Genomic DNA, 17,602 nt, shown 5'->3' with positions numbered 1-17,602 from the left:
ATAATGGAGGTGTAATGATGAATATTCAAAGACATAATCGTAATACAAATGAGCTTCTTATCACAGGCGCAGCGAGTGCAATTGAGCAAATGAAATATGAGATTGCTCTTGAGCTTGGAGTCACACTTGGTCCAGAGACATCTGCACGTGCAAATGGTTCTGTTGGCGGAGAAATCACAAAACGCCTTGTTCGAATGGGTGAAGAGAAGATAATGGGGCAATATAGAGCTCATTAAAGTTTTTACATAGTTATTTTATGTTTTTTTATAAAAAGGACTGACCCAAAAGGTTTGGGCCAGTCCTTTTTCCATGTCCACCGATATATCGACCGTTCTTTGCAATATATCGACGCTTTTCACAATATATCGACCATTCTTTAGAATATATCGACGTTTCGACATGATATATCGACTTTCCGACGATATTCGACATACAAGTAGTCGAGCCGCTGAACTGGATCATACCGAAAAGTGAAAGGAGCTGACTAAAAAGTGAACTTTTTAGTCAGCTCCATTTTACTTCGAACTTTAAAGTGCTCTGTTCTTAAAAAACGCCACATCCTGTAATAATTTCTTCTGCACTTAACAATGTGGCTTCTCGAATGGTGATGTTATTTTTTTTCATAAAAGATTGTACGGCGTAACCTGCGCCAAATGATAAGCCTACTGGTGAGTAACCTTCTTTTTTAGCAATTTCATCTCCAAACATGTAACTGCTAACTTCCGCAAATCCTTTTAAATGAAAACCTTCCCGAATGACATGAATCGAATATTCGAGTTCTTCTTCATCAATTGATGTGACCCAAGGACCTACATATTCTTCACCGTACAACTCAGTAGCAAACGAATCAGGCCTTTTTTTAGTACTTCTTGTTAACTGATTTGATGTAGTTAAGAAAACATACTTACAATATACAACAATTAAATTGTTTGAATAGAATAAAAAGATTACTTAATCTAAGCTATAGAACTTTACTGGTGTGTTATAAAAATTAACTTTGAAATTTGCTGTTATCTCTCTCTTTCTCGGACAATTGTTCCTCGATATGATTCCGTCCCCAATCGCACATACAGTCAAGTACAGCTGTTAAAGATTTTCCATATTCACTTAAGGAGTATTCCACTTTAGGAGGTACTTGTTTATAGATAGTACGATTAATTATTCCGTCTGCCTCTAATTCTCTTAATTGTTGCGTAAGCATTTTTTGTGTAATGCTTGGCATGGCACGCTTAATCTCACTAGTTCTCTTCGTCCCATCTAATAAAATGCACAATATCACGACTTTCCATTTACCACCCACAACATCAAGAGTTGCCTCAATAGGAAAATGGTATGTTTTCATAAAGTATCCCCCTTTCATTTTTTTGATGGCTCTTTAAATTATATAAAATTTTCCACACCTTTTAAAACATAGTATCGTAGACACTTCTCACTTCTTGTTATAGGCACTTTAGAGTACCTATAGCACCTAAAAGTGCTTATAGTACTTTTAAGTGCGTACTTTAAAGTACGAATACATATGTTGCATAATATCAATATCATCAAAATACAAGATGATATTTAAAAATATCGAACTACTTTTTAAGGAGAGGGGAAAGATTTATGAAGACTCTTGTAATCATTGCGCATCCAAATATTGAGGAATCACGTGTGAATAAACGTTGGCGAGAAGAGTTGTGGAAATATCAGGAAGAGTTTACTGTGCACGAAATATATAAACGTTATCCAGATTGGAACTTTGATATTGAGTTCGAGCAAAATTTATTAGTAGAACAAGATCGTTATATTTTACAGTTCCCATTCTATTGGTATAGTTCTCCGCCACTATTAAAGAAGTGGTTTGACGATGTTTTTGCATATGATTTTGCATACGGTTCTAAAGGAGATAAACTGCAAGGAAAAGAGTTTGGCTTAGCGATTTCTGCTGGTGTAGTAGAGAAGGAGTATCAAGCAGGTGAAGCAAATGAGTATACATTAAGCGAATTACTAAAACCTTATCAAGCCTCATGTCTTTACACTGGTATGAAATTCTTACCGACGTTTGCTGTGTATGGTACGGAAAACAATTTGACAGATGAAAGATTAGAAGAGAGTGCTAAAAATTACATACTACATATGAAGAGCTATTCTAAGATTAAATAGATAATTATTTTTAACAAACCTTCATGAATGAAATTTTCCTGTTTAATTAAAAATCAAAAGATTTACACGCTACTATATAAACTCCTTATTATGAAGGATCGCTTTTTTTATGATTTGGCAAAGGTTATGTTGCCAAAGCGCTGAACTCGGACTAACCATTGCAAAATCACTAGTTGAAATGTACAAGGGAGAAATTGGGGTTCGGGATCGTCCGGATGAAAGAAATAATACGGCCGAAAGACTTTTGTAACATCTATGAAAGTAAATTGAAATATATATATACTAAGATAAATGTATTGAAAGTAAGTTTACTTTAAGCCGAAGTAAAAAGTGTAAGCGATGTACAGTGTAATTTCATTTTTTGTAATCTTGTGAAAATCATGAAAGAAAGGGAGAGATAATAGGAATTATAAGAATAAAGTAATCCCTGCAGCGTTAGCATTTGCTGTTCTAGCAAGTCCAGTTTTTTCTTTCAAAGCAGAAGCAAGCACAGTATCTTCAGGTTCTAGCGCAATTACTTCTGTTGAAAAAGAAAATCCATCATCTACTTCCACAGGTGCAATTAAAACAGATGATGTAAGACTCGTTCGTTCAGATGTGTTAGAAAAATAAAATTGATCAAACCGAGCTTCCCCCCAAGCTCCTTTAAAATGACAAAACCCTACAGGGAAAAAAATGTTCTCTGTAGGGTTTTGTTATTTTTTGAAACAAGTAGTTCTTTAATTAAGATCCCCGTCTCAAGATTCAGAGAGAAATGAGGAAGATCGATTGACAAGGCGATGGTTGTGATGAAAAGTGGTCTCAGCAATGCATTGGAACTATTTTTTTAATTCACTTATAGCAAACGTAATTATTATTTAAGCCCATCAAGTTAATGTTTTGAGGTATTTTTATTTGTTAGCTTAATAGAGGTGTGGCGATACCCCCTATAAAAAAGACATGGACTAACATGTCTTTTTTATGTAAGAATATATTTTTATATGTTTATATATAGAAAGCGGGTGAATGTAGTGACAAAAAAACAATATGCATATCGTGTTGCCTTTTATTTATCTGACGGTAAGGAAGTAAGTGGGAGGATTACACATCATGAAGATCTAGAAACATACTTAAATACAATAGAATCCTTAATAGAGAATGGAAAGCCAATTCTCATCAAAAAGCTTGGAACGATCATACAAAGTAAATATATTACACATGTAAAAATCATTGAAGTTATCGTATAAAAGGATCTATTATGTTATAGAAAATATATTCTTGAGGTGAAAGTTTTATAGTCCTAGTGACGTAGTGGATCCAATCATCTATATTATGTAAGTATGTAGATGTGTTAAAAAAAGAGGGATATAGCTTCACAAAGAACGAATGTGGAAAGTATAGAGAGGGCTTGTTTTTAAAAAAGGGGTAGCATGCCATCGCCATCAACTTAACGAAATTAAATATCAAAAAACGAAAAAAATGAACGGAATTCTCATGAACAATTGTGGAAAGATAAAATTTTCGTTTTTGGTATATGATTTTGTCTTACTACCATGTATAGAAATCTAAAAGGCCCCTTCGTAATATGTAAAGGGGCTTTGCTCACACAAATGATCTGCACAACAATTCATGTTTGATATACAGATCATTTGTATGATAATGATTTATAAATAATTGCTGAATCATGAATTTACATAAATGCTTTTAAAAGTTCTTGTACAAATGGAAGTATTCCACCGATAAATTTTAAAACTGCCATTGCGATTGCCATGTGATTTCCTCCTCTAATCTGCACCTCAATTTATCTTTGCTATACAGATTGTTTGTATGATAATTTTTATAAATAATTGCTGAATCCTGAACTTACATAAATGCTTTTAAAAGTTCTTGTACAAATGGAAGTATTCCACCGATAAATTTTAAAACAGCCATTGCGATTGCCATGTGATTTCCTCCTCTGATCTGTACCTCAATTCATCTTTGCTATACAGATTGTTTGTATGATAATTTTTATAAATAATTGCTGAATCATAAACTTACATAAATGCTTTTAAAAGTTCTTGTACAAATGGAATGATTCCACCGATAAATTTTAAAACAGCCATTGCGATTGCCATGTGATTTCCTCCTCTGATCTGCACATCAATCCATCTTTGCTATACAGATTGTTTGTATGATAATTTTTATAAATAATTGCGGAATCCTGAACTTACATAAATGCTTTTAAAAGTTCTTGTACGAATGGGATGATTCCACCGATAAATTTTAAAACAGCCATTGCGATTGCCATGTGATTTCCTCCTCTTTTTTTGATGTTAAGATGTGGTTCATCTTTATACTCTTATTATAGTAAGCGCTTACAATTTTATCAATACATTTTAATATGCAATATTGCATATTAGGGATAGAGGGAGAAATCGTGAAAATGATAGGATATTTGGTCATGAAAAACTGCACCCCAATTATTAGTTGTGTCTAACAATTGGGGTGCAGTTCATTTTTGGATTTCCTTTATGCATAAAATCTATTTTACGTTTAATGAATACGATCCATTTTTATTTTCATATTTATAGACATACAAGTAATATTTCCCTGGTTTCGCCTCATATTTTCCTTTAATCATATTACCATCATTTTGTCCATATGCTACGTAGTTTTGTAGATCTGACTCATGATAAAGTGTCCATGTCATTCCAATCTTATTTTCATTTAATGCAGAAATATCGATATTGCGCTGGGAATCAACATTAAAAGTATACACATCTACATTATCATTGTCGTTAAGATTTCCTTTCATAGTTGCATTAACATCTAATATGTTTGCCTGCATAGGCTGATTATTTGGCTCTTGTTCTGTTATCTGTCCAGTCTGGGGCTGTTCTGGTTTTGGTTCTGGTTTTGGTTCTGGTTTTGATTCTGAATCAGATCCGTTTGATTTAAATCCCAAATTTGATAATATAGCTTTCAAATCTGGTAAAACACCAATTCGATCGACAGATGGATTGTTAGATTGTGTTCCTGTGTTTTTGTTACTTAAGATGGCTCTTAACTCATTTGGTTTATAAGGTTTACCTAAATGTTCCTTAGCAATACTTTGTATAGAAGTGGCTGCACCAGCAATAATTGGTGAAGCACTAGATGTACCATTAAAACTAGACGTATATAAATTTTTAGCACTTCTATTTGGATCTGAAGAAGTTGTATCTACATCTTCACCCCATCCATATACATCAATTCGACTTCCATAATTTGAAAAGTATAAACGTTCGTGAGGAATAGTTGATGAACCAGCTCCCACTATGATTGCACCTGAATCTTTAAAATCTTTGCTATTACGATTCAAGACTTGTTTTCCATTTATATCTTTAAATCGATCTAAATCATTTGAACCATTTGCTCCAGCCTCTATGATTATGATCCCTTTATCTGTTCCGGTACGAATCGCATCAAATACATCAGGCTCTACTTCGGCTGGTAAATATTGATTGCCGTATCCAGCATAAGATGATTGTAGCTCCAACAATAAAACATCACCAGCATGTAGATTATTTACAGCACTTAATATGGCATCTGCTCTGTTAACACGACCTTGATCCCTAAATTGAGATATTACTTTTACTGTAGCTTTTGGTACAATACCAATATTACCGATTTGATTATCTTCCGCAGAAACAATCCCTAGAACCCCGGTTCCGTGTGCAGAGCGCTCTTCTACATTTATTCCAGACATAAGTTCAATATTTTGATGTATTAAATCCTCATGATTTAATACCCATCCAGACTCCATATCTACAAATGTGGTGCCTTTTCCATCTCCGCCCTTTATTCCCCACGCATAAGGTGCATTAATACCATGTGGTGCCTCTTTTAGATATCCTTGGTTCTCAAATCTAGGGTCATCATAGGGATTAAGAGATAAATTTGGCTGCTGTACTTCAGGTGGTGTTAAGTTTTCCGGTTCTTTCATGTATACATCTTCTATCAAAGGTGATTGTTTTAATTTTTCTACTAACATTTCTGCTTGTACATTCTTTGAAACTTGAACTGTATAATAATTTAATAGGTTAGCAGATGAATTATTATTATCGGTTTTCGCATTTTTATCTAGATTTTGAATTTCTTCCGGACTTACAGACGTAAATAAGCGAGTTAATGTTAAATCTGGGAATTCGGAAAAAAAGCTTTCTAGTACGACATCATTTTTTTCGTGTTTTATTCGCTTTTCTATACCATCTTCATACGGTAAATTTATCTCATTTTTAAACTTTATTATTATTTGCTTCTCTTCTCTTTTTTCTATATTAGATTTTTCTTGCTGTACTACTGAATTGTTTGAAGCAGCACTCACTATATGAGTAGTCTTTCCTAGTCCCGTAAAAGCTGTAATTGCAACTGTAGACACTAGCATTCCTTTTAAAATTTTCATTCATTTTCCCTCTACTTTTTGTTTTTCAAATATTTTTCTAGAAAAATATTAAAATAATTGTGTACAAAGCTTTATACTAGATAAATTATAATGAGCATCTAAATGAACTTCAATGTATTTAAATATGCAATATTTCATATTCTTTTAGAATTTTGGGATTATATTCTGCATTTTTTTGTAACAAAAAAGTTTCAGATTCATAATGTTATGGATTAGCTATGTTTCGTTTTTGTGTGTAGATCTTCTTTTGGCGTTATAATAACAGAATAATTCATCTAATAGTCTGTATTTTCCGATGTACACAAAAAATGGAATAGAGTATAATAAATATAATCTTTCAAATGGGGTGAAGTGGATGTCTTTCCGTATTGTTCGAAGTAATTAGTTTTCGGGTTGGGTAAAACGCGTACCAGCCATCAAGGGAGAAGTCTGCCCTTTTTCGGAAATATAAACTTTGAATCTGTTTCGGGAGTCACCATTATGAAAACAAGGAACGGGCTTGATTCATGAACAAGTCTTATAACCTTAGACTTTATACTCTTTTGGAAGGTGGATATACAAAATGAATGAATTAGATTACAAAAAATTTTATGATACAGTCGGAAGATCAAATGGCTGGGATTTTAGTAAACTCAAATGCGTAACTGAAGGTGCCACATGGGAGTTTTATGAAGAAGTAATTGGGAGATGCAAATCCTCAGATGTTTTGCTGGATGTTGGTACAGGCGGGGGAGAGAATATATTAAAAATTGCATCGGCTGCTTTATTCATGATTGGGATTGATAATTCAAGTGGAATGATAGAAACAGCACAGTCTAACTTAGAAAAAGCACGTGTTTCAAACGTTAGATTTTGCAAAATGGAATCCGGAAATTTGATGTTTCCGCATTTCTTTTTTGACATTGTATCTAGTTGTCATGCCCCTTTTGTAGCGGCAGAAGTAGCAAGAGTAATAAAAAAGAATGGCATCTTCTTAACACAGCAAGTTAGTGAACATGATAAATTGAACTTAAAAGAAGCGTTTGGAAGAGGGCAATGCTTAGGGGGAAAAGACGGCACTTTAAAAGAAAAATATGTCCGTGAGCTAGGACATGCGGGTTTTGCTGACGTGCAAATCTTAGAGTATGATGCGATTGATTATTACCAAACACCTGAAGACCTCATTTTCCTATTAAAACACACACCGATCATACCACGATTTGGTGAAACGAAAGAGGACTTTGACATTTTGCAAAAATTTATCGCATCAAACAAAACTGAAAAAGGGATCCGTACAAATTCAAAACGTTTTATGATCATAGCTAATAAATCTTAATCCTTGTTACATGAACAGGGGTGTTCATAATAAATGATACATTACAAAAGCCGATTTCCATTGTTTATAGGAGAACGGCTTTTTTGCATGCAGTTCAAAAGCCTAACTGGATAGCACTGTGGAAGTCCTCCATTTATTCCTATAACGTAAAACCTCAGTTATTAGTATTCTAATTTCTTCTTCTGAAAACCTTTTAAAGCTTGCCCAGCATTTAAAACTACATAATCCGTTGCTGAAGCATTTGGCGGAGATGGAAACTTAAACAGATGTTATTGAACAAGAAATAGAAGAACAAATGCGAGGGATTGACCAAACGAAAGCAGGTATTGAAGTAATTAGTAATACCCTTCCTGGCATGCAAGCTATGATGGGTATTTTTGATTCAAGCATTGCGCAAGGTCTTGCGGAAGTTCAAAGCGGGAAAGGTTTTAGTCCCGCAAGTGGTACATTTAACATACAAGAATTGAGTATGGATTGGATGGCGAGTTACAGAAGATAAAGCGCGTGAAGCTGAAATTGAAGAAGTATTAGCTTTAGAAGAACAAGAAGCTAAATAGACTATGGTATGAAAAAACAGCTATCGGTGCTTTGGAACTTATGCAAGGTGCTATCGAGTTTTTTCAAGGGGCTGGCAATGTAACTTTCGAAAACTATACTGGGATAAAATCAAATGTAAGTAATTAGAAAGCGAGCGGTATTCCTGTTAATGAACAGCCAACTAAGGTTACACCAGCTGTAGATAAATATGGAAGAGACTATCATTTCAGGGATGGTAAAATTATAAGAGAGCATTCAGGCGGTCATATTTACCCAGATGACCCATTCAAAAATAGAGGGGCACATTTTAATGATATACATGGAAATCATTATGACCATTAAAATTGAGGTGGGAAGATGAAGTGTTGGAATGAAGTAGAAGAAGATGCATTCTCATATTACAAATGGTTTAGTAAAGATGAAGTAATCAAAAGAGTTGGTAATTTACCAAATTTAAGTGTATTCAGTGTTAATGGCTCCATGTTATTTAGCCCAGATGAAAAGAATCAATTCAAAGAAGTATGTGGCACTGAAATCAAGCAAGTATGTATGGAACATGATTTAACTAATGTCTACAAATTCTACTTACTTGCAGCTATTGAAATCAAAACGAACTCTAAGATTGAAAAATACCGAAAAGTATGGAAGGCTCTTCAAACCAAATGGAAACTTGAGGTATTTAATAAGGGTCCAGAAGTTGAGATGGAAGTTGGAGGGAAAACTTTCTACTCAAGTATTGCAGAGTTTTGTCTCGAGAAACTTCCAGCTGCTATTGAAATAGTTTCTAGTAACCCTAAAAGATTCACAATCATTGCAAGTAAAAGTAGTGATATGCTTACGGAAGAAAATATTAGCGGAATCTTCGGAAAAGCATTTAATGAAAATAATCAATGGAAAGATGAAATAGATTATTTTAATCTTTCCATTCATCTCTGCCTAAAAGGTGATATAGTTTTTAGATGGGGAGATTCATTAGAGGAAGTAGAAATAGCTGCTATCTTTAAAAGAGATATGCTTACGCTTTTAAATAGCTAACTGCAAAACTTTGCTAGAAGTAACTGCATTTCAATTAATAATTATAATATTTTAATAGAGTTAAAGAAAATCCGACTTGCAAGAGCCGGATTTTTTCATTATCTAAGCCAACTTACATATTCCTTATCAAAATACATCCAACCACCAGTTTTCAATCCGCCACCATTTGCGAAAATCCAATTTTCATAGCAATTTAGATTTGAAAATGGAATGAATACAGTTCTTTATCTTAAATGTAAAACACAAAATCTTACATGATTCGAGAGTGAAATAAACATTAAGAGGGAATAAAAATGAGTAAATCAGTACTTGAAAAAATAGAATTAGTTAAAAATATTCTAGGTGATGATCCATTTAGTTTGGTTATTGGTGAAATTGTGGAGGAAGAAAAACCAATAAATGAAGAATTAGAAGATAATAATTTATTGTAATTAAGTTGATAAGTTATTAATAGATTTTAAACTTATAGTGGTACCGTCAATATGTTTGTGTAAATGACTTTTCAACCTTTTCACATAGAACGTCACTGTTGGTATAAAAATAACTTTATTCGAAGGATTTATTTTATTTATTGGCAGGGCTAGCCCTGTCAATAAACAAAATTTTAAGATTCGGGTTCTTCAAACATCACTTCTAATGCTGCAACTCTAATTATGGTATAGGAAAAGGAGAACACATAGTATATATGACTAATATGTACTCTCCTTTAATTTTTAAGAATTTTTATAATTTAGCTCTTGATAATACATGATATCAGTATTTTGTCAGTAGTACCTATACTTTTCAAGCTAATATTTTGAGATATCCCTAAAAAGTTTTATATCTCTATAGTTTGAGAATTCACCATGTTTTTTCGTTTAGGAGACAACCTGTTGTTAGCTTGACGAGCATGCGGCAGGCCACTTATTATTGTACATGTGCTCGTACACTTCGTTTTCTTATAGTAATTTTCCATCGCGAAGTGTTAAAATTCGATCACATACATCAAGCATTTTTTCATCGTGTGTAATCATAATCGCTGCTTTTTTATTTTTCTTCACTTCTTGTTTCATTAATTCAACGACTTCTCTTGCACGTTTTGAATCAAGACTAGCTGTAGGTTCATCAGCTAAGATTAAGTCTGGGTTATTCATGAACGCACGAGCAATAGCTACTCGTTGTTTTTCCCCGCCTGAAAGTTGATTTGGATAACGATTCATTCGGTGTGATAATCCGAATGTTTCCAGTAATTTTTCTGCAAATTTACCAGCTTCTTTTTTATCTTCTCCCTTTAACTTAGCGATATACAGAAGTTGTTCTTTCACCGTTAAGAAAGGTACGAGATTCGCGAATTGGAATATAAACCCAATTTTTCTTAAGCGAATATCTGTCATCTCTTTTCCCGATAATTTTGCTATGTTTTGATCAGAAATATAAATATTTCCTTTCGAAGGAGAGAGCAGTGCACCTGCAATGGAAAGCAAAGTACTTTTTCCTGAACCAGATGGACCAACAATGCCGATGAATTCTCCTTCCTTTACATCCAATGTAATTGGGTGTAAAGCTGTTACTTCTGTATCTCCTTCTCCATATACTTTACTTACTTGATCGAGCTTTAATAATGATGATGTATTTTCCCATTTCACTTCCGTTACCATCACATGCCACCTCCAATTGCTTCTAATGCATCTACTTTCAATACATGATATAGAGAGAACAATGTACCTAATATACTAATTACAATAAAAATACCTGAAAATTGTGCGATTGTTGTTGCTGTTAATAAAAACGGCATAGTGGCTGGCAAAACAGTCCGTACTGCAAGGACTAAACTGATGCTGATTACAACGGAAATGCTAGTTAAAAATACAGATTGTATAACTAAAGCCTTTACTAAATATGAATTTTTTGTTCCGATTGCTTTTAATACACCTAGTTGGTGTGTTTTTTGTAATGTAATGACATAGAAAAAAACGCCAATTAATAGTGCTGCAATGACAATTAAAAATGAAATAATCATCGTTAATGTCTGTTGTTGTTCTTTATGACCTGGAATGCCTTTCAATACTTCTTTTTTATCTACAACTTTTGCATTCTTAATTTCTTTATCCGTATTTAAAGCGATTACGTTATAATCTTTTTGATGTGGCATTGCAATGCTATCCCATACAGCTTCATTCATGCGAACAACAGGTGTATGGCTAAATATTTGATTTTTTGTAAATCCGACAACTTTGAACACCTTATTAGAAATAGGTTCTACAAGTTCGTCTCCAAGATTTACTCCTTTTTCTTTAATAGATTCATCCGCAATGATTTCATTGTTTTCTAAAGGGGTATTTTTCCCTTCAATTACTTTTGGAGCAATAAATGAATCTGGTTTACTTGAAAAAATAGCAGCATCAACTTTTTTTGAACTTCCTTCTTTTTCAAATGTTGACACTTTCATATACATTGGAACTGCATCTTTTTCATCGACCTGTGCCAATATGTTTTTAACATCCTCTTTTTTAATTTGAGAACGCAACAATTTCCCCTCGGCATCATCGGATAATATAAATTTGTCTGCCTTCATTTCTATAATAGAAGAAGCACTGTCATGAGATAAACCATTTGCTAAACCTGATATGATAAGTACAAGAAATGATAATAATATCATAATTGTACCAACTAATCCGTATCGTAATTTCGATTGTTTTAATTCTTTAAGTGCTAAAAACATTAAGTTCGTTCCTCCTTGTTTCCTGTTATGTACTTATCATAAAGGGGACAGCCGAGATGCATGTAAAAACGGACTATAAACTGTATTTTATTATAAATAAATAGGAACAGAAAAATAGCCCATCATCCAGCGCGAATTTGATGAAAAATTTCGATATATTAAATTTCGCCCCTTTACATATGATGTTCTTTTCAAAATGCGATAATCAGTGCAATGGATAGCATTTATTCTGAGGATGCTGATCCTTGTGAGACAAATAGCGCTGTGAAAAATACAGTTCCAACCATTCTTCCTAAACTGTCAAATGAAAAATTTAGACCCGAAATTGTACCGTAACCTGTTTCTATTTGCTTCGCTAAAAATGAAAGTGTACACGTTCATACAAGTGCATTTCCAGCTGAGAATATGGATGAGGAAATTCCTGTCCAAAGTAAAGTGATTGTAAATGAAATTAAAAACAATCCAGCCACAGAAATAACTTGTCCAATTATAATGCAACTTTTTTCCTCTCCGTTACGAATGTAGCGCATCAATCCGTCTTGTATACATGCGTTTACTAAGCCGCTCGTCAAAAAAATGTTCCCAAATTGCTGCTCCAATAATAAAGTCCATCCCCATACATGCACCAATCATTCCCATATAACGATTACGGTTTGTTTCAGTCGTCATATCGATAACAGATGCTGTTGCGGCGGTGTATAATGCACCTACGAAGAAACTATTAATAATTCTTGATATGTACAATCCTACTAATTTAGCAATAAAGATGCTTGTTAATATAAACCTAATAATCTAATATAACGATAAAAGGCGTAGGACACCGACTTATTCGATCAGAAATTATTCTCCAAAACTGAGCTGTTAGGAAAGAGGGAACCGAGTAACAAGATAACAGTAATCTTAAATTACATGAATTTACATCTAAATTTACAATCACCTATGGGAGGAGAATAGGAAAAATTATGCTGAAACCTAAAAAGATAAAAAATTAAACAATCATTAGCGAGATTATACTATTTTTATCATATCCTCCTTTACTTTTATTATAAAAAGAGAAAATATGACTAAAAAGTCATATTTTTATACTAACGGTTTATTAAAATTTTACAAGCGATATAATAAAATTGAAACAAATTATGCATAATTTACAAGCGAAGTTAGGAGTTTTAAGAATGTCTATTCGATATGCATTACTAGGGCTACTTTCAAAAAAAGAACAAACTGGTTATGACCTACATCATACTTTTCAAGAGCAGCTCATTTATTTTTGGAATTCAGGTCATTCGCAAGTATATAAAGAGTTATCAAAAGTGATAGTAAAGAGGCAAGAGTTTTGGAAGATGTTACATGATAAAACTGTACAAGAAATTAATCCTGTAGAATAAGGAAAGAGGGATTTATAGTGAGATATGAGGCGTTAGTTAAGGAGATAGACTCATGTATTGAAGAAGAAGTTGTAGTGAAAATTAAAGATATTGAATTAACCGGCTTTGCAAATATTTTTCCATATGAGATAAAAATCGGGGAAATCTACCCTGTGGAATTAAGTCTTTGGTTTCTAGATGATTATGCAATTGATATACAAGATAGTCAAGAAAAGCAAATTACAAAGCTAGGTGAAGGCTTTAAATATGAGCTTAAAGGCTTACTTACTTCAGGTGGGATGTTTGATATAGGAATACGAATTGAAGATGAGATTTTAGAGGATTATGAATACCTATATGGGAAATATATTAAATTAATAGTTGATAGAATAAATATAGAATTTCTATAATGTGTAAAATTCAAATGCTATATTTAAAAGCAAAAAGGTAAATTATAATGATTACAGATCGAAAACGTAGTCTTATTGAGAAGAGAAACTCTCTTTAGTAAACTGACAGAAGTGAAAATAGAGAGATAACTTTCTTTTTTTCAACTAACTAAAAATTGAGGTTTACTATGATTGAATTAATTAACGCTAATGATTTAATAACCCCTGAGCATCTGCCAATAAAAAATCTATTGGAATCTTTTTTAATGTGTAATTGTTTTAAATGGGTGTTAGAAAATGTAAGTGATGGAAATGGGTGTGGATTGGATTATTTCGGAGGATTTACCTTTTGGAGTGATTTAGATGACTATGACAAAACTTTTTACGAAGAAGAGTTCACAGGGGTTGAAGTCGACTATCGAGATAGTCAAGTAGTGATTGATTATGAAACTATTTATAAGTATTTTCAAATTGCAGTCAGCAATTATTTAAAAACATCTCCGAATGAAAAAGAGGAGTTTTATCAGCTTCTTTCTAAAATGAAAGAAGTATTTGGATTATAACTTTAAACGAATAGAATCCCACTTTGACAAATTAGTCATTGTGAGTCTTCTTTTTTACAATCTGAGAAACCAAATAAAAAGTTTCAGATGAGATTCCTTAACACAGGAAAAACATCATACGTACGAATTTTTTCCTTTGAATCTTTAAAAGCGAGAGAAAAAGTTGAATTTATCGTGAAAAAATATTTACAAGAAGAATAACCATGAAAGAGTCGAGTTCTTAAGGAAGTGAGCTAGAATGTTTATTAAATATGATGAACATGAACTATTGGAACTTTTTTTGAGTGAACCAGTTAGTATAGCAGATAATGTAGACGCAGGGGAATTGATTTATTCTTATAAGGATAATAAAAAATTTAAGTTAATTTTAACTATGGATGTTTATAGACAAACATGTAGTCTAGGTATAACTCATGATGATTTTATAGTATTTACTGGTAATTTTAAGGATGTTACAAGCATTAAAAAGGTTGAAAATGATATGATAATTAGTGTTAGCGATCATGAAAGATTAAAAGTTAAGTTTTTAAACCAAGTGGGGGTTGAATTGCTTTAGAAACTTTAATAATTACAGTTCGGAACTATTGAAAAGAACTTAGAATAAGATAAACCGAATCAGGAGTAAAGTGATCCCATAAAGTTAGACCGGTTATTTCACTAGGAAACTTTTTGGGATGGTCTCGGTATTGTACCAATCCATCATGGTTACCCGAATCTCGGATAAGAGATGATATAAAAATGCAGGGAACTTACCTGGAAATGTAAAAGCACCTGATAGAGTACCGGTTTGGAGAGAATACAAGGTTGTTAGGGTTGACGAAATAAAATCTGTAACGATTTTTTCAGATACTGCACAACCATAACTTAATAGGCGGTGAGAAAGTGTTAATTGATCGTGTGAAAGAAGTAATTAGTGAAAGGATGTTAATACATCCAGAAGATTGCTTTAGAATAGAGCATTGTTGGAATAAGCTCACAAACTTATTGAGTGAAGATACTCAAAAAACAATCGAAGTTCTTAAAGAATTAGATGAAGAGCAGGTTCTTTATGTAAGTGAAGTGTTTGAAGATATAGCTTATAATTTGCAAAGTCAAGACTACATTAATGAACTTGAAAAATTAGAAAAAAAATTTCCTAATCTAAATCTTGCATCTTTTGTAGCGACGGCTAAAGATTTCATGAATTAAAACAAGTATTCGTAAGGGGACTTATGAGTGACCCTGATAATTATTACCTAGAGCACAAAAGTAGTAATTGCTCGGAAGGAGATACCTTAGTAGAACAAGACTTGTTTGATCAGGCAATTGCTAGGTATCTAGATGCATTATAAGAAGGGGATTATTATTCGTGATATTACTAGAAAGGTGTATAATTAATGGGAATTTACTATTGTGATGAGTGGTCTAATATAAAAAGGAAACCTTGGAATATAATTGATGAGAAGACAGCAAGTACACTTCATGAAAATTGCCAGTCATATACTGCTGTCCTAAGTGATGGAGGGCAACCGAAGTATCTAGTAAATATCACTGATAAATGGGTATCAGTAAGTTTTTTGGATGATTTTCTTCGTGAATATTTAAACTACGATTTTGTAGTTAAAGACGATAATAGGATATTTCTAAGGACAATAATGTATTGGGAGTATGAAGGGGATACCGAATTGAAGAGTATGATTTTTGGTTATCAAGAAAATGGTCATATTGCTATGGAACAAAGAGATTCCAAAACTGGAGAAATTGAAGAACGAGAGACAAAAGATGATGTATCTAGAAATTGGGATTGTTTCCCGGAATTTGGCCAATACCTATATTTATGTAAAGAAGAAAGATAATATTTACTTTTTGATTATCAATAAAACCTTAGTTCTATTTATGTGAATTTATATATAGAAACAATACAATTTTGATTAGGACAAGAAAATGGATAATTCGTTTGAAAGTCGAGAGTTCATGAAGGTTGGACCAATGATACTTAGTTTTGAAATTAAGAACGATAGCCAGGCGAGATGACATTTCACAATTCAAGTCTAAAAAGAATAAAGTTTAATCTTGTACAAAGAAACAAGTGAAAATATTGCTATCGTTGAAAAAAACGCCATCCTTTCTGTATATTTCTACAAAAAGAATAGCGTTTAAATTATATGGATATAAATTTACCTTAGCTTAATAGGCATAGATTTGTACCCCTAATAATAGATTACTAGCCACGTTTTTTCATTAATTTTTTTACAACAAAATAGAGAACAGCAAGAGCGACTGCAGCAATAGCAAAATATTTAACATAAGGTCCTGCTACTTCATTTATATTCTCCCACTTTTCACCCAGTTTCCAACCTAAATAAACAAATAAAGTTGACCAAGGAATGACTGCAAGCGTAGTAAGCGTAATAAATCTAACATGTGACATTTTAGCGATACCTGCAGGTATTGAAATAGCATGACGTACAAAAGGAATAAAACGTGCCGTAAAAATAACACCAGTTCCATAACGATTAAACCATGCCTCTGCATGATCAATATGTTTCTTTTGAATGAGAATGTATTTTCCGTAACGCTCAAGTACTGGTCTACCTCCATAACGACCAATCCAATATATAAATAACTGTGCTATAACTCCGCCAATTGTACCGAATGCAACAGCACCGAAAAACGATATACTTCCCGATGATACTAAATATCCAGCATAAGCTAGCACAATTTCACTTGGGATTATTTCAATCATTAGTCCAAGCATAACTCCCCAATAACCAAGTCCTTCTAAAAAAACTAAAACTGAATGGATTAAATTACCTAACATATTTACACCTACCATATACAAAATTTTGAAGTATACTAACAAAATAAAAAGATACCTTATTACAGGCACCTCTTTATTTTACATAAAATACAAAATTTTGATAGTAATATATAAATAAAGATTTTCTTTATACTGTTCTATTTGATCTAATGTTAGTACTTCTTTTCAATTCTAGTCCAACATTAGAACTATCGATTCTAAATTTAGAACGTGTACTTTCCTCTAAACTGTCAATGCCTCAAACATATCTTCACGTAAAGTTAATTAAAGTTCTTCTAAAATGCTATTATCGTCAAAAATATCATTTTCAAGCAGTGTTATGCTTTGTGCGTTGCAACCATTCAGGGTGTG

20 protein-coding genes and 3 pseudogenes are annotated in these 17,602 nt (G+C 32.8%); 14 read left to right on the top strand and 9 right to left on the bottom strand.

Annotation, left to right across the window (positions count from 1 at the left end):
• The first annotated feature begins 17 nt into the window (after positions 1–17).
• Positions 18–236 carry an alpha/beta-type small acid-soluble spore protein gene (locus MR076_RS10135; RefSeq protein WP_242220275.1) on the top strand — a complete coding sequence of 73 codons (219 nt, stop codon included), beginning with the start codon at positions 18–20 and terminating at the stop codon, positions 234–236.
• A 307-nt stretch (positions 237–543) separates the two neighbouring features.
• On the opposite strand, the pseudogene MR076_RS10130 reads toward MR076_RS10135, so the two are convergent.
• Positions 544–849: pseudogene (locus MR076_RS10130) on the bottom strand (DUF2268 domain-containing putative Zn-dependent protease); the annotation flags it as partial.
• Positions 850–991: 142 nt separating this feature from the next.
• Entirely contained in the window at positions 992–1,342 is a 351-nt protein-coding gene (locus MR076_RS10125; RefSeq protein WP_242220273.1) for a winged helix-turn-helix transcriptional regulator, read from the bottom strand.
• A 260-nt stretch (positions 1,343–1,602) separates the two neighbouring features.
• Between MR076_RS10125 and MR076_RS10120 the strand changes: the two genes are divergently transcribed.
• Positions 1,603–2,142 carry an NAD(P)H-dependent oxidoreductase gene (locus MR076_RS10120; RefSeq protein WP_242220271.1) on the top strand — a complete coding sequence of 180 codons (540 nt, stop codon included), beginning with the start codon at positions 1,603–1,605 and terminating at the stop codon, positions 2,140–2,142.
• Positions 2,143–2,549: 407 nt separating this feature from the next.
• Here the strand turns inward: MR076_RS10120 and MR076_RS10115 are convergent, their stop codons facing one another.
• Positions 2,550–2,696: a hypothetical protein gene (locus MR076_RS10115; RefSeq protein ID WP_242220269.1), complete on the bottom strand. Its 147-nt coding sequence runs from the start codon at positions 2,694–2,696 to the stop codon at positions 2,550–2,552.
• Positions 2,697–3,152: 456 nt separating this feature from the next.
• On the opposite strand from MR076_RS10115, the gene MR076_RS10110 reads away from it, so the two are divergent.
• Positions 3,153–3,368, top strand: coding sequence for a hypothetical protein (locus MR076_RS10110; protein ID WP_242220264.1), 216 nt, complete (start codon positions 3,153–3,155; stop codon positions 3,366–3,368).
• Between the two features lie 962 nt (positions 3,369–4,330).
• Here MR076_RS10110 and MR076_RS26550 read toward each other — a convergent pair.
• Together MR076_RS26550 and MR076_RS10105 are read right to left on the bottom strand one after the other, a co-directional pair.
• A pseudogene (locus tag MR076_RS26550) lies at positions 4,331–4,518 on the bottom strand (hypothetical protein).
• A 127-nt stretch (positions 4,519–4,645) separates the two neighbouring features.
• A complete protein-coding gene (locus MR076_RS10105; RefSeq protein ID WP_242220259.1) occupies positions 4,646–6,547 on the bottom strand; it encodes a S8 family peptidase in 1,902 nt (633 codons plus the stop codon).
• A gap of 562 nt (positions 6,548–7,109) precedes the next feature.
• On the opposite strand from MR076_RS10105, the gene MR076_RS10100 reads away from it, so the two are divergent.
• The 5 genes and pseudogenes from MR076_RS10100 (at position 7,110) to MR076_RS10080 (ending at position 9,865) form a co-directional block, all read left to right on the top strand.
• Complete coding sequence (locus tag MR076_RS10100; protein ID WP_242220256.1) at positions 7,110–7,862, top strand: class I SAM-dependent methyltransferase; 753 nt, start codon at positions 7,110–7,112, stop codon at positions 7,860–7,862.
• 262 nt (positions 7,863–8,124) lie between these two features.
• A pseudogene (locus MR076_RS10095) lies at positions 8,125–8,349 on the top strand (T7SS effector LXG polymorphic toxin); the annotation flags it as partial.
• Positions 8,350–8,558: 209 nt separating this feature from the next.
• Positions 8,559–8,741: an HNH/endonuclease VII fold putative polymorphic toxin gene (locus MR076_RS26545; protein ID WP_313897322.1), complete on the top strand. Its 183-nt coding sequence runs from the start codon at positions 8,559–8,561 to the stop codon at positions 8,739–8,741.
• 15 nt (positions 8,742–8,756) lie between these two features.
• Positions 8,757–9,434, top strand: coding sequence for a hypothetical protein (locus MR076_RS10085; RefSeq protein ID WP_242220254.1), 678 nt, complete (start codon positions 8,757–8,759; stop codon positions 9,432–9,434).
• A gap of 293 nt (positions 9,435–9,727) precedes the next feature.
• Complete coding sequence (locus tag MR076_RS10080) at positions 9,728–9,865, top strand: hypothetical protein (RefSeq protein ID WP_242220252.1); 138 nt, start codon at positions 9,728–9,730, stop codon at positions 9,863–9,865.
• A 507-nt stretch (positions 9,866–10,372) separates the two neighbouring features.
• Here the strand turns inward: MR076_RS10080 and MR076_RS10075 are convergent.
• From MR076_RS10075 to MR076_RS10065, 3 genes are all read right to left on the bottom strand, one after another.
• On the bottom strand, positions 10,373–11,071 hold the full coding sequence (locus tag MR076_RS10075) for an ABC transporter ATP-binding protein (RefSeq protein ID WP_242220400.1): 699 nt from the start codon (positions 11,069–11,071) through the stop codon (positions 10,373–10,375).
• Positions 11,071–12,135: an ABC transporter permease gene (locus tag MR076_RS10070; RefSeq protein WP_242220250.1), complete on the bottom strand. Its 1,065-nt coding sequence runs from the start codon at positions 12,133–12,135 to the stop codon at positions 11,071–11,073. The genes MR076_RS10075 and MR076_RS10070 overlap by 1 nt, the downstream gene beginning before the upstream one ends.
• A gap of 513 nt (positions 12,136–12,648) precedes the next feature.
• Positions 12,649–12,879 (bottom strand): MFS transporter, encoded by a 231-nt coding sequence (locus MR076_RS10065; protein WP_242220248.1) that lies wholly within the window; start codon positions 12,877–12,879, stop codon positions 12,649–12,651.
• Between the two features lie 428 nt (positions 12,880–13,307).
• Between MR076_RS10065 and MR076_RS10060 the strand changes: the two genes are divergently transcribed.
• From MR076_RS10060 to MR076_RS10035, 6 genes are all read left to right on the top strand, one after another.
• Positions 13,308–13,520, top strand: a complete 213-nt coding sequence (locus tag MR076_RS10060) for a PadR family transcriptional regulator (RefSeq protein WP_242220247.1) — start codon at positions 13,308–13,310, stop codon at positions 13,518–13,520.
• A gap of 17 nt (positions 13,521–13,537) precedes the next feature.
• Complete coding sequence (locus tag MR076_RS10055) at positions 13,538–13,909, top strand: hypothetical protein (RefSeq protein WP_242220245.1); 372 nt, start codon at positions 13,538–13,540, stop codon at positions 13,907–13,909.
• Positions 13,910–14,076: 167 nt separating this feature from the next.
• Positions 14,077–14,451 (top strand): ribonuclease toxin immunity protein CdiI, encoded by a 375-nt coding sequence (gene cdiI / locus MR076_RS10050; protein WP_242220243.1) that lies wholly within the window; start codon positions 14,077–14,079, stop codon positions 14,449–14,451.
• Positions 14,452–14,689: 238 nt separating this feature from the next.
• Positions 14,690–15,007, top strand: a complete 318-nt coding sequence (locus MR076_RS10045) for a hypothetical protein (RefSeq protein ID WP_242220241.1) — start codon at positions 14,690–14,692, stop codon at positions 15,005–15,007.
• 326 nt (positions 15,008–15,333) lie between these two features.
• Positions 15,334–15,639 carry a hypothetical protein gene (locus MR076_RS10040; RefSeq protein WP_242220238.1) on the top strand — a complete coding sequence of 102 codons (306 nt, stop codon included), beginning with the start codon at positions 15,334–15,336 and terminating at the stop codon, positions 15,637–15,639.
• A gap of 188 nt (positions 15,640–15,827) precedes the next feature.
• Complete coding sequence (locus tag MR076_RS10035; protein WP_242220236.1) at positions 15,828–16,286, top strand: hypothetical protein; 459 nt, start codon at positions 15,828–15,830, stop codon at positions 16,284–16,286.
• A gap of 368 nt (positions 16,287–16,654) precedes the next feature.
• Here the strand turns inward: MR076_RS10035 and uptA are convergent, their stop codons facing one another.
• Positions 16,655–17,251: an undecaprenyl phosphate transporter UptA gene (gene uptA / locus MR076_RS10030; RefSeq protein ID WP_242220234.1), complete on the bottom strand. Its 597-nt coding sequence runs from the start codon at positions 17,249–17,251 to the stop codon at positions 16,655–16,657.
• Positions 17,252–17,602: the final 351 nt, after the last annotated feature.

The sequence above is a fragment of the Bacillus cereus group sp. BfR-BA-01380 genome (genome assembly GCF_022663535.1).
GTDB classification, from domain to species: Bacteria; Bacillota; Bacilli; order Bacillales; family Bacillaceae_G; genus Bacillus_A; species Bacillus_A cereus_BB.
Note: the sequence above shows the minus strand (reverse complement) of the source record. Positions and strands in the feature narration are given on the sequence as shown.